10 protein-coding genes are annotated in these 12,481 nt (G+C 59.7%); 9 read left to right on the top strand and 1 reads right to left on the bottom strand.

Annotation, left to right across the window (positions count from 1 at the left end):
* Nucleotides 1–119: 119 nt before the first annotated feature.
* A complete protein-coding gene (locus EFB14_RS30800) occupies nt 120–2,093 on the bottom strand; it encodes an O-linked N-acetylglucosamine transferase, SPINDLY family protein (protein WP_183605224.1) in 1,974 nt (657 codons plus the stop codon).
* 389 nt (nt 2,094–2,482) lie between these two features.
* On the opposite strand from EFB14_RS30800, the gene EFB14_RS30790 reads away from it, so the two are divergent.
* From EFB14_RS30790 to EFB14_RS30750, 9 genes are all read left to right on the top strand, one after another.
* A complete protein-coding gene (locus EFB14_RS30790; protein WP_125842573.1) occupies nt 2,483–3,388 on the top strand; it encodes a flagellin N-terminal helical domain-containing protein in 906 nt (301 codons plus the stop codon).
* Between the two features lie 282 nt (nt 3,389–3,670).
* The gene (locus tag EFB14_RS30785; RefSeq protein ID WP_125842575.1) at nt 3,671–4,579 is read left to right on the top strand and encodes a flagellin N-terminal helical domain-containing protein; all 909 of its coding nucleotides are present in this window, start codon (nt 3,671–3,673) and stop codon (nt 4,577–4,579) included.
* A 247-nt stretch (nt 4,580–4,826) separates the two neighbouring features.
* A complete protein-coding gene (locus EFB14_RS30780) occupies nt 4,827–5,738 on the top strand; it encodes a flagellin N-terminal helical domain-containing protein (protein WP_125842577.1) in 912 nt (303 codons plus the stop codon).
* Between the two features lie 299 nt (nt 5,739–6,037).
* Nucleotides 6,038–7,000: a flagellin N-terminal helical domain-containing protein gene (locus EFB14_RS30775; protein ID WP_126830449.1), complete on the top strand. Its 963-nt coding sequence runs from the start codon at nt 6,038–6,040 to the stop codon at nt 6,998–7,000.
* Nucleotides 7,001–7,201: 201 nt separating this feature from the next.
* Complete coding sequence (locus tag EFB14_RS30770; RefSeq protein ID WP_126830447.1) at nt 7,202–7,831, top strand: hypothetical protein; 630 nt, start codon at nt 7,202–7,204, stop codon at nt 7,829–7,831.
* Nucleotides 7,828–9,156 carry a MotB family protein gene (locus EFB14_RS30765; protein ID WP_125842583.1) on the top strand — a complete coding sequence of 443 codons (1,329 nt, stop codon included), beginning with the start codon at nt 7,828–7,830 and terminating at the stop codon, nt 9,154–9,156. Before EFB14_RS30770 ends, EFB14_RS30765 begins: the two co-directional genes overlap by 4 nt.
* A 4-nt stretch (nt 9,157–9,160) precedes the next feature.
* Nucleotides 9,161–10,450: a chemotaxis protein MotC gene (gene motC, locus EFB14_RS30760; protein ID WP_125842585.1), complete on the top strand. Its 1,290-nt coding sequence runs from the start codon at nt 9,161–9,163 to the stop codon at nt 10,448–10,450.
* Nucleotide 10,451: 1 nt separating this feature from the next.
* Nucleotides 10,452–11,897, top strand: a complete 1,446-nt coding sequence (gene fliK, locus EFB14_RS30755) for a flagellar hook-length control protein FliK (RefSeq protein WP_126830445.1) — start codon at nt 10,452–10,454, stop codon at nt 11,895–11,897.
* Complete coding sequence (locus EFB14_RS30750; RefSeq protein WP_125842589.1) at nt 11,839–12,402, top strand: lytic transglycosylase domain-containing protein; 564 nt, start codon at nt 11,839–11,841, stop codon at nt 12,400–12,402. Before fliK ends, EFB14_RS30750 begins: the two co-directional genes overlap by 59 nt.
* The last annotated feature ends 79 nt before the right edge of the window (nt 12,403–12,481 follow it).

The raw sequence follows: 12,481 nt of genomic DNA, 5'->3' as shown, positions 1-12,481 counted from the left end.
CTGAAGCGTCGCGAGCGAATCTGAAAGATCGCGACGCGCTTTAGCTGCCCTCCACCCTTTGCCCAATAAGAAAAACGGCCGGATCGCTTCGATGGTTTTTTGTATGCGGGGTGACAGCCTCACTCGGCCGCGAAGGGCTCAGCGCGCGGCGGCAGCGCCGCAATGTCCATATGGTCGGGTGCGAGACGTTGTTTGGCGCGCTCGGCCATGATTTCATAGGCCTGTTCCAGATGGTGGCAGAAGCGTTCGGCGTCGAAGAGCGGCGCGATATAGCGCTTCTCCTTCAGGTGCGCCTTGTATTCGGCAATCCGTGCGGGGTTCTGTGCGAGCTCGACGGCCATATCCTCATAGGCCTGCAGATCGGCCGCGACGAGATCGGGCAGGTCGATCGCGCGTAGCAGGCTCTCGCTGACGCGTGAGGCGAAGTTGGTGCCCTTGACGGTCAGGACCGGCAGGCCACCCCAGAGCTGCTCCGAGGTGGTCGTGTGGCCGTTGACGGGGAAGGTGTCGATGCCGAGGTCGGCTGCCTGCTGGCGGTCGATATGTTCCTCGTAGGGCGCGCGCGGGCAGAAGATGATCCGCTTCGGGGAAATGCCTGCCGCCTGGAACTGCTTCAAGAGGTTCGCCTGGTTGCGAGGAGAATTCGCCATCAGCCAGAGTACGCTGTTCGGCGCCCGCTTGAGGATCCGGCACCAGCTGTCGATCGTTTCCGGCGTAATCTTGCGGTTACCGTTGAACGAGGCGAAGATGAACGCATCCTCCGGCAGTCCGAGCTTTTCGCGCGTGACAGGACGCGGCTTTGGGCGATGCATCGGGTCGTTCGGCTGGTAGCTCTCCGGTAGCCGGCAGAATTTCTCGTGGTAAAAGGGCTTTGCCACATCGGGCAGGACGTAGTGGTCGCCGATGACGTAGTCGAGGTCGATGTTGACGGTGCTACCGGGAAAGCCGAGCCAGGCGACATGCACCGGTGCAAGGGGCAGGTTGAAGGCCGTCGCGCGGCTGCCCGAGGTATGGCCCTTCAGGTCGACCATGATGTCGATATTGTGCTCTCGCACCGCTTCCAGTATCGCCTGGTCGGAGAAGCCGTGAACATCGACGATCCTGCCCCAGCTGCTGCGGTCCGTATTGTTGTGTTTCAGGAATTCCGGCCCCGTATGGCAGAAGAGCGTGACCTCAAACCGGTTCTTGTCGTGCAGTTCGAGGATGCGCTGCAGGAGCTTCATGGTCGCGTGGCGGTCCCAGAAGTCCGACGACATGTAGCCAATCCGAATCTTGTCCGACCAACTGTGCGGCTGGTTGCGGCGGAAGGCCACGCGTTCGTGGTTGAGCGGCGTCGTGCCGATCGTTGCATACCGGTTGAAATCCTCATTGCCGCACCAATGCAAATGATAGAACGGGTTATCCTTGTGCAGGATCTCGATATCGCCTTTAGCAAGCGTGTCGTCGATGATTGCCTGATGTTTGCTCGCTTCGTCGAACTCGTTGAATTCGCGGGCGAAGACCAGGTGGAGGAAACGGAAAGCGAGATTGCCCGGAAAGCGCTTGAAGAGGTTACGCGCGAGCTTCTGGTTGGTTGCGTCGTTGAGATCGTCGCTGAGCAGCATGGCCGCCAGCCTGAGATGATCGGGATTCATGCTCTGCGACAGCACCGTCTTGAACGGGCGAATGATATCGCGCTGCTGGCGCTTCAGATAGATTGCCGTGATGATGAAGGCGAGGTCAGCATCTTCCTGGGCCTTGGCAAGGTTTCGCATGCCGATCAGCAGCGCGTCGTCCTCGTTGCCGGTCTCGTAATGCAGCTTAGCTGCCTGCTTGGCGTATTCGTAGGAGTTGGGCCCTTCGCAGCCGGCGGCGAGGCCATAGGCCTTCGCCGCATCGCTCTTGAAGCCGAGCTGCACGAGGTTCTTGGCGAGCAGCGCGTAAGTCTTGGCGTCCTGCTGGATATCCATGAGCTGGTTGAGCGTCGCCAGGGACTGTGTGTAGCGGCCCATCTGGTAATCCTTGGACGCCGCAGAGAACGAAACTTTGCTGTTCAAAACCCAACTCCGTGAAGGAAATGTTCTGGCATAACTATCGATCGCCGACGCGCGCACGGGCCGTCCTTCCCGAAAATGGGTGGATCGGCCCGAAGATGCTATCCCGGCTCCTGCCACACTGGCATTCGAAGCTTGCTTGAAACCGGTGGCTCGCTGAAGTCTGCTCTCCGGGGCAGCTTGAAAGCTCGCTTTTTCCGCCGAATTTGAATGCGAGGGAAAGCATTAACTATGCACTGTGAGGAGGCATTAACTATGCGAGGTGAGGGGCCGCCAAAGGGCCTGTATTTTTAAGGAGTTGGCAAGCATTGGCTGCGAGATTGCCCTGGACATGACGGGTTTGGGCCAAAACAAGCGGGCGCCGAGTAGCATGAAGCTGGTCCGTCATCGCCGGTATTACAGTCCGGTATGTCCTCCTTTTTTGTATCTAGTTTCCAGGGGACAGACTTATGACAAGCATTAACACGAACACTTCCGCACAGGCCGCTCTCCAGACGCTGCGCAGCGTTAACCAGGGCCTCAACCAGACGCAGAACCACGTTTCTTCGGGTTACCGCGTTGAAAAGGCTTCCGACAACGCGGCTTACTGGTCGATCGCAACGACCATGCGTTCTGATAACAAGGCTCTCTCGGCTGTCTCCGACGCTCTCGGCGTAGGCGCTGCCAAGGTCGACACCGCTTACACCGCCATGTCCAGCGCCATCGACGTCGTCGGCGACATCAAGGCCAAGCTCGTTGCCGCCACTGAAAACGGCGTTGACAAGGCCAAGGTGCAGGAAGAAATCGGCCAGCTGCAGCAGCAGCTCCTGAGCATCGCTCAGTCCGCTTCCTTCAACGGCGAAAACTGGGTTGCTGGCGCTACCGGCACCAAGAGCGTCGTCTCCTCCTTCGTCCGTGACGGCTCCAACGCCGTTTCGGTCACCACGACCGACTATGTTCTCTCCAGCGGCTCCATGGGCAACGTCCTGTTCGGCATGAGCGGTGGCCAGGTTGAAACCTCCACCGGCATCCTCGGCACCTCGAACGGTACGGTCGGTTCGATCTTCTCGATGAGCATCACCAACTTCACCGCCGGCCAGATCCAGACGGCTCTGACCAACGTTGAATCGGCTCTGAAGTCCATGACCAGCGCCGGCGCGGCTCTCGGTTCGCTCTCCAAGCGCATCGACAACCAGGACGACTTCGTCAACGCTCTGAGCGACTCGATCGACTCCGGTATCGGCCGTCTCGTCGACGCCAACATGGAAGAAGAATCCTCCAAGCTCAGCGCCCTGCAGACCCAGCAGCAGCTGGCGATCCAGTCGCTGTCGATTGCGAACTCCTCTTCGCAGAACATCCTGTCGCTGTTCCGCTAAGACCAGTCACTACAGTCTTCCAAGTTTCGCGGCCGGGTCATCCCCGGCCGCGAAATGTTTTAAAATAAGGTTAACAAAAACGAGCTCTAAGTGTCGGATATTTTTACACTATTTCCATTTCGAATTTAGCCTTCCTTAACCATCTTGCTGTTTTCTAGGCCCATCGAAACGGCGAGTTAACCTTAACAGAGATGGTTAACAGGCATGATGCTGATCGCTGTGGGCCGGCCGAAAATCCGGAATGTCCCTGTTTAAAATCTGCCAACAAGGGGCAAGCAAACTATGACGAGCATCAACACCAATAACGCTGCAATGGCAGCCCTCCAGACTCTCCGTGGCATCAACCAGGGTCTCCAGACGACTCAGGCTCATGTTTCTTCTGGTTTCCGCGTCGGCAAGGCTTCCGACAACGCCGCTTACTGGTCGATCGCAACGACCATGCGTTCGGACAACAAGGCACTTTCCGCCGTTTCCGACGCTCTCGGCCTCGGCGCCGCTAAGGTCGATACCGCCTACTCCGCCATGTCCAGCGCCATCGACGTCGTCGGCGACATCAAGGCCAAGCTGGTTGCCGCGACTGAAAACGGTGTCGACAAGGCCAAGGTCCAGGAAGAAATCGGCCAGCTGCAGCAGCAGCTCCTGAGCGTCGCTCAGTCGGCGTCCTTCTCCGGCGAAAACTGGGTTGCCGGCGCTTCCGGCACGAAGAACGTCGTTGCCTCCTTCGTTCGCGACGGTTCTAACGCCGTGTCGGTCGTGATGACCGACTACGTTCTCTCGAACGGCTCCATGGGCAACGTCCTGTTCGGCATGAGCGGCGGCGCGGTTGAAACCTCCACGGGTATCCTCGGCACCTCGAACGGTACGGTCGGCTCTGTCTTCTCGATGAACATCACCACCTTCACGCTCGGCCAGATCCAGACGGCTCTGACCAACGTTGAATCGGCTCTGAAGTCCATGACGAGTGCCGGCGCCGCTCTCGGCTCGATCTCCAAGCGCATCGAACTGCAGGAAGACTTCGTCAACGCTCTTAGCGACTCGATCGACTCCGGTGTCGGCCGTCTCGTCGACGCCAACATGGAAGAAGAATCCTCCAAGCTCAGCGCCCTGCAGACCCAGCAGCAGCTGGCGGTCCAGTCGCTGTCGATTGCGAATTCCTCTTCGCAGACCATCCTCACGCTGTTCCGCGGCTAATAGCCCGCGCAAACATCGGCCCGCCGGCCTCCGGCGGGCATCCAGGAATCGAGCCGCGCTCCGATGGAGCGCGGCTTTTTTATTTTCGTTAACTGTTGATTAACCATAATGCTGTCTTCTGCCGCTAACGAGACGGCGAGTTAACCAAATTTAAAAACCGGTTAACAGGCATGAGGCTGATTTCCCGTTCCCGGTAGCCTTCCGGAATGTCCCTTTTTTCCATCTGCCAACTAGGGGCAATCATTTCATGACCAGCATTTTGACGAATGTCGCGGCGATGGCCGCTCTTCAGACACTCCGCGGCATCAACAATAGCCTTGAGGACACGCAGAACCGCGTATCGTCGGGTTACCGCGTCGAAAAGGCTTCCGACAACGCTGCCTACTGGTCGATCGCGACGACCATGCGCTCGGACAATAAGGCCCTCTCGGCCGTTTCGGACGCTCTCGGCCTCGGCGCCGCTAAGGTCGACACCGCTTACTCGGCCATGGACAGCGCCATCAACGTCATCAGCGAAATCAAGGCAAAGATCGTCGCCGCCACGGAAAAGGGTGTCGACAAGACCAAAATTCAGGAAGAAATCGGCCAACTCCAGCAGCAGCTCTTGAGCATCGCCCAATCGGCTTCCTTCTCCGGCGAGAACTGGGTTGCCGGCGCTGATGGCACCAAGAGCGTCGTTTCAACCTTCGTCCGCGACGGCAACGGCAATGTCTCGGTCAAGACGACGGACTACGTGCTGAGCACCGGCTCCATGGGCAACGTCCTCTTCGGGATGACCTCGGTCGGTGCAATCGAGACGACCTCCGGCATCATCGGCACCTCCAACGGCACCATCGGCTCGATCTATTCGATGAACATCAGCACCTTCGGTTCGCCTGAGATCTCTATGGCGCTGACGTCAATCGAGGCCGGACTGGAGGCAATGACCAAGGCGGCATCCCAGCTCGGCTCGATTTCGACCCGCATCGAACTCCAGGAAAATTTCGTCGGTTCGCTAAGCGATTCCATTGACTCAGGTGTCGGGCGCCTCGTGGATGCCAACATGGAAGAGGAATCGAGCAAGCTGACGGCGTTGCAAACACAGCAGCAGTTGGCCATCCAGTCGCTGTCCATTGCCAACTCCAGCGCCCAGAACATCCTGACGCTCTTCCGCAGCTAAATCAGGCGTTGAAGCTGGACCGAATCTTGCGTCATCGTCCACCAGCAACCGAAAAGCCTCCCGGACCGCGCCCGAAACGGCGCGGTTCTTCTTTTTATATCAATGGCTTGATCGGTTCTATGCCTGCCGTGCGATGCTCGCTCCTCCGCTCTTGCCCAAAAGGTTGATATCGAGTTAACCTTGCATTGAGTTGATTTGCTTTTTTTGCGACGCGCCGGCGGAAATCGCCGGAGGCATGACGCCACTTCAGTCGCCGCCGGCAATCCGGCCTGCCCTTTCACCTTTCCGAGACCCTGTCGATGACCGTAAAGATTACCAGCGCGGCCGCGGTGAGTGCGCTTGCAGTGTTGCGCAGCATCAATAAAGAAGCCAACCAGACCCAACAGCAAGTTTCCTCGGGATATCGTATCGAGACGGCCGCCGACGATGCGTCCTACTGGTCGATCGCGACCGTCATGCGCTCGGACAGCACCAATCTAGGCACCATCGGAGATGCGCTCGGCCTCGGCGCCGCCAAGGTGGATGCGACCTATACGGCGATGACCTCGGCGATCGATCTCATTACCCAGATCCGCACCAAGCTGGTTTCGGCAAAAGAGCCCGGCACCGACAAGGACAAGGTCAACGCCGAGATCAGCCAATACAAGCAGCAGCTGCAGACGGTCGTCGAGTCGACGTCCTTTGCAGGCGAGAACTGGCTGTTGAATGGTGACGCCGCCGTGCCGCCGACATGGTCGGTCATATCAAGCTTCGTGCGCGTTCCGACAGGGGAGTACCAGGCGCGGACCATCGATTTCCCGTCGTCGCAGACCATCCTTATCGATAAGAACAATGCCAGCGGCGGCCTGTTGAGCAAATCGGTCGATGCCCAGGCGATCAACAAGAGCGGTACGGGCCCGCGCAACTATTACCTGCTGAACGCCAACTCGACCACGCCGGCGACGGGTACGGAGGTTGCCATCGGCAAGAATACGACCGATGCCCAGCTCACGGACATGCTCGATGTGACCGACTCGCTGCTCTCCTCGCTGACGACGACGGCCGCTTCCATCGGTGTGATGAAAGCGCGTATCGACGGTCAGATCGATTACACCGCCGATCTGTCGGATTCGATCGACAAGAGCGTCGGCGCCCTGGTCGATACCGACATGGACGAGGCTTCCATCCGCCAGAAGGCGATCGAGACCCAGAAGCAGATGGCCGTCGAAGCAATCTCGATCCTCAACACGGCTTCAAGCAAGATCCTCATTCTGCTGGAGTAAAGGTGGGCGCGATCACGAGTGGCGGCAGCGCCATTCATCCTCGCGCAAGTTTGACTTCCTAGTTTCCGGCATGAAGGCATCGCCCGAATCCGTGCCGGCGCAAGGTCAAGCCCTTGCGCGATTCGAAAGGGCATGCCGGAGCGCAAGGTCGTTTTGAGCGGGGCGGGCATGTTGCATGTCCCCGAATACTGGATGGTTTTTATGAGCATTTCGCTTTCCCGGTATTTGAAGGATTTCGGTGAGCCGGAACCATCGGCACCGATGATCGACATGGATGATTTTGCCGGCGATGGTTTTCCCGAAATCTCGAGCGAACCGGCAATCGACGTCGAGGCGGAGCGCCGTGAAGCCTATGTGCGAGGCCATGCCGCAGCGACCGCGGAATTGACCGAGAAATACGAACTCGAGACGCAGATGCTGACTGAGGTCCATACGCGCGAGATCGAGGAGCTGAAGCTTCGCTACGAAGTCGAGGCGGCGTCGGTCATTGCATCCCGCATCCATGATATCGCCGAAGAGGTCGCCGCGCTGGTCAGCGCCGGCGCAGCCGCGGTCATCGCACCCGTCATGACGGAAGCGCTTGCCGCCAAGGCTACCGAAAGCCTCGCCGCTCTGTTGCGCGACGCCATCCTCGAAGGCGCGGCCGCACCGATCGTCGTCAGGGGGCCGGCGCGGCTCTTCGACAGATTGAAAGCCGAGCTCGGCGAACATGCCGACGCGGTTCGCCACTTTGAGACCGACGATATCGATCTTGCCGTCGAAATCGATGAATCCGTGATCGTCACCCGTATGTCTGCCTGGGCGGCCAGCTTGAAGAAAGTTCTCGAATGAGCGAAGGCGAAAACCATCACCACGGCAAGAACGAGATCATCATCGTCAAAAGGCATGGCGGTGGTGATCACGATGGCGCCCATGGCGGTGCGTGGAAAATTGCCTACGCCGACTTCATGACGGCGATGATGGCGTTCTTCCTCGTCATGTGGCTGGTCAATGCCGCCAACGAGGAGACCAAGGCCTCGGTCGCGACCTATTTCAACCCGATCAAGCTTGCCGACGAAAAACCGACCGAGAAGGGCGTGAAGAAGCCCGTCGACAGTGCGGAGGGCGAGGAGAAGAAGGAAAAGTCGAAGCAGAAGGAAGAAAATCCGACTGAGGGCAAATCCGCTGCGGATGGTGACGACCAGACTTCGACTTCAGGCGATCACACCAATTATTCCGAAGCTGATTTCTTCGAGAACCCCTATTCGGTTCTCGCCGAGATCGCCCAGGAAGTCGGCCAGCAGGCCAATGTCAGCGCCAAGGGCGATGGCGGCGCCGCCGATTCCGGACCGGCCACGGGTGCCGATGGCGGCGAGGCCTATCGTGATCCTTTCGATCCGGATTTCTGGACGAAGCAGGTTGAGGTCACGACTGCGGGCAAAGCGCAGCCTCCGGGCAAGAGCGACCAGCCGGCGGAGAGCGAGACGACCGAGATCGCCAAGGCAGAGAATGTGAAGCCCGAGGATATCAAGCCGCTGCCCACCGAGCAGAAAACCGCCAAGGAAACTAAGGGCGCGGTCGAGGCCAAGGATGGCAAGGTGGCGGCCGGCAAATCGCCTGACGAAAAGAAAGCCGAAGCTCAGAAGGACGCCGATCATCAGAAGGATGCGGACAAGACCGAAGAGCAGCAGAAGGAAGCCGAGCAGCAGCAGAAGAAAGAGGCGGAGCAGTTGCAGCAGCAGATCGCTCAGCAGATCGGCGGCGTTGCCGGCAAGCTCGCCGAGGGTCTGACCGTGACGGCATCGGAAGGCGGGTTGCTGGTCAGCATATCAGACCAGAACGACGATTCGATGTTCAATGTCGGCTCTGCGGTGCCGCGCCAGGAGATGGTGCTCGCCATGGAAAAGATCGGCGCGATCCTCAAGGAGAGGGGCGGGGCGGTCGCCATTCGCGGCCATACGGATGGGCGCCAGTACAAGGGTGCGCAGAATGAGAACTGGCGGCTTTCGATGGACCGCGCCCAGAGCGCCTATTACATGCTCGTACACGGTGGGCTTGATGAAAACCGTATTTCCCAGGTCTCAGGCTTCGCCGACCGCCGGCTGAAGCTGCCGTCCGATCCGTTCAACGCGGCCAACCGCCGGATCGAGATCCTGGTGCAGGCGGATCAAGGATAGTCGGATGGCGCGTCGGCAGCATCGCTACGTCAGATTTGTGGCCCTCGGCATGGCGATGCTTTCGCCTGCTGCAGGCAATGCGCAGGATCCGGACGACCTCGCGCCGTACAAGATGTTGCGGTCGCTGCAATTCGTGCAGGATTCCGTCGTAACCGGCGATCATTCGGCCGGTGAGATGCAGCGCTTCATGCTGGGCACCATCGACGAGCGGCTGCGCACCGTCGATCCCTCGATTTTCGACGACGACCGCAACGTCGATGCGGCACTGATCTATGCGATGAGCGGCGGCAATCCCCAGACGCTCGAATATCTGGTTGCTCACGACGTCAACGGCTATTTCGACAACCGCGTCACCGATGTGCTGCGCAAATATCTGAGCGGCAAGGGTCTTCTCGTCGCAAAGACGCTGGTGGAAACGGCCAGCGAATATCGCGACAAGAAGATCGGCCCCTATCTGGCGCTGATCGGTGGCAACGTGCTGATCGCGACGAAGCCGACGGACGCGCTCGATCTCTACGACCAGGCGCGGCTCGCCGCGCCGGGCACAATCGTCGAAGAGGCGGCGTTGCGTCGCTCCGTCGCCATCTGCCTCGACAAGGGCATGCTCGATAGAGGGATGGCCTATTCGCAGCGTTATATCAGGCGCTTCCTGCATTCGCCTTATGCCAGCCAGTTCGCCGATCTCTTCGTCAAGCTCGTCGTCGGTCACGATCACGACGTGAAGCCGCAGGATGTCGTCGACATCCTGTCTTTCATGGACGCGCCGCGCCAGCGCGAGGTCTATCTGCGCATCGCGCGCGCGGCCGCAATCGCCGGCAAGCCGGAGTTGGCGCGCATGGCGGTCGAACGCGTGCGGTCTCTCGGCGCCGGCACAGACAATGCCTTCGGCCCGCTCGCGGATTTCTATGGCGGCATGGCCGGTCTTCCCACAGAGAATATCGACCAGGCGGCGAAGAATGTCAGCGGCATCGACGGTAATGTGCTTTCGCCGCGGGATCAGGCGTTGCAGGAGGCGGCGAGATCCGTCGCCGATCAAATCCTGCGCGCTCCCGATCCGGCAAGCCTGACGCAAGCCTCCAATCCTAACACTGATCATCAAGAAATCACTTCTGAAAAGGCCGCGGCGATAGCCATGCAACCGGGAGCGCCAGGTGCGCTTCCCGAGCCTGTTCCGAGAGGTGTGGCATCGGCTGGCCAGGGCCAGGATACCGACCCCTCATTCAACGCATTTGTGACGACCAATCGGTCCAAGCTCGACGAGATCGACGGTCTTCTGGCGCAAGAAGGCAACTAAAATGATGGATATGAGCGTCTCGGGCGGAGCCTCTGGTGCGGAGACGGCTGCGGTTGCAAAATCGGCACGTCAGACTGGAAACGGTGATGCCGCCGGTCAAAAGAACGAGTTCTTCGATGCGCTCGCCAAGGCGGGCGGCGCCGCCGCCAACGACGAGGCCGATGATGCGCAGCCGGGTCAGGGCGGGATTGTCGAAAACGGCGCCGAGAAGTCGGCGCGGGCGCTCCGCAACCGCGCGAAACCACTGATCGATCTCAGCGATGCCACGTTGAAGGCGCAGGCAGACGCACAGCCGGAAACCATCGCCGATCTCGCGAATGCTGAGAAGGTCGCCGGGAAGCCCGCAAAGAATCAGGTAAAGATGCCGGCCGATCTCGGTTTCGGCAAATTTGATCCGAAGGACCGCTCCACTGAGGAGGTCGCGCAGGCAGCCAAAGGCGTCAAGCACGCCAAGACCGACGCATTGGAAACCCACACCGACAAGGAAGACAGCGAGGACGATGACGGCGGAGTTTCCGATGTGCTCGGCCTGCTGAAGCAAGGGCCCGCCGACGGGACTGCAGCCTTGCCGGCAGCGGCAGCCACCCATCTCGCCTCCGCCAAGACTGGTGAGGCGCAAACGGCCGACAAGAAAGTCGATGGCGTCAACGCCAAGGCGGGCGGCAATGCGTCCGATGCCCTGGCGGCCGTCAGCGGCAAGCCCGACGATGTCACGGTTCCCGGAACGGAGAATGTCGACGCCGCCGACGGCAAGACGTTCAGGATCAGCCGTGCCGATGGCCGCGGCGTGTCGATGGACGTTCACATCGGTGCCGATCAGGCCGGGTCGAAGGACAGCTCGAAGAAGGCCGATGTCGAAAATGTCTCGGTGCTCGAATCACGCCGCTATATCGGCCTGGCGCAGAATTCGAATTCCGCTGCCGTCACCGCTGCTCTCTCCGGCGATTCCGAATGGGCGCGCGCCATGGAGCCGAGCTCGGCGCTCTCTAACGCCGCGGAATGGACGAGCACCGGCAAGGTGGTCAATACGCTGAAGATCCAGATGAACCCGATCGATCTCGGCCTCGTGACGGCGACCATGCGCCTGTCGGGCGACGCGCTGAACGTCGACCTGAAGGTCGAAACCGGCGCGGCCTACCGGCAATTGAAGGAGGATCACGGCAAGATTCTCGAAGCGCTGCGCAGTCAGGGCTACGCGGTCGACAACGTCACCATCAGCATGGCGCCGGTCGACCGTTCCGACGCAGGCAACCAGGCAGGCAGCCAGAGCCAGACCTCCCAGCAGCAGTCGCTCGCCCAGCAAGGACAGGGCGGCGAGGCGCGGGAGCGCCACAATCAGACGGCGCAGCGGACGAATGGAGGCTTCAATGGCGCAGGCGAGACCGGTATTGAAGACGCTTCTGCTGGCAGGACTGGTAGCGGTAGTGCTGGCGGGGTTTACCTCTGAGGCATCAGCCTCCACAGGCGCTTGTGAGCGCGAAATTCAGTCGGCGGCCGCCAAATATGGAATTCCGGAAGGTATCCTCTATTCGGTCGGTCTGACGGAGACCGGCCGCAAGGGTTCGCTCTATCCTTACGCCATGAATGTCGAAGGCAAAGCGATCTTTCCGCCTTCTGAACAGGACGCCATGAAACAGTTCGATGTCGCCCGCAGAAGCGGCGCGAAGCTCATCGACATCGGATGCATGCAGATCAACCACTATTATCACGGCGAAAATTTCAGCTCCGCCGAGGACATGTTTGACCCGCATCGCAACGTGGAATATGCGGCGAAGTTCCTCCGCAATCTGCATGACCGTCATGAGACGTGGACGATGGCGGTAGCCAGATACCATGCTGGCCCGAACAACGACCCCGCACAAAAGCAATATGTCTGTCGCGTCATCGCCAATCTGGTCGCCACGGGCTACGGCAAGTGGACTCCTAATGCGAGTAACTTTTGTGGAAATTGATACAATCAAAAATTGAGGCGACATATTGTGACGAAACTGTGTCACAATATGGCAGGAATCCGGCATGAATCCCCTGCGC

The organism is Rhizobium fabae, from assembly GCF_003985135.1.
Classification (GTDB): domain Bacteria; phylum Pseudomonadota; class Alphaproteobacteria; order Rhizobiales; family Rhizobiaceae; genus Rhizobium; species Rhizobium pisi.
This window is presented reverse-complemented; position numbering and strand designations above follow the sequence as displayed.

Bases quoted from the DNA above. Each gene is read 5' to 3' on its own strand.
- EFB14_RS30780 (WP_125842577.1), top strand. From the start codon at position 4,827: ATGACCAGCATTTTGACGAATGTCGCGGCGATGGCCGCTCTTCAGACA.
- EFB14_RS30775 (WP_126830449.1), top strand. From the start codon at position 6,038: ATGACCGTAAAGATTACCAGCGCGGCCGCGGTGAGTGCGCTTGCAGTG.
- EFB14_RS30765 (WP_125842583.1), top strand. From the start codon at position 7,828: ATGAGCGAAGGCGAAAACCATCACCACGGCAAGAACGAGATCATCATC.
- fliK (WP_126830445.1), top strand. From the start codon at position 10,452: ATGATGGATATGAGCGTCTCGGGCGGAGCCTCTGGTGCGGAGACGGCT.
- EFB14_RS30790 (WP_125842573.1), top strand. From the start codon at position 2,483: ATGACAAGCATTAACACGAACACTTCCGCACAGGCCGCTCTCCAGACG.
- EFB14_RS30770 (WP_126830447.1), top strand. From the start codon at position 7,202: ATGAGCATTTCGCTTTCCCGGTATTTGAAGGATTTCGGTGAGCCGGAA.
- motC (WP_125842585.1), top strand. From the start codon at position 9,161: ATGGCGCGTCGGCAGCATCGCTACGTCAGATTTGTGGCCCTCGGCATG.
- EFB14_RS30785 (WP_125842575.1), top strand. From the start codon at position 3,671: ATGACGAGCATCAACACCAATAACGCTGCAATGGCAGCCCTCCAGACT.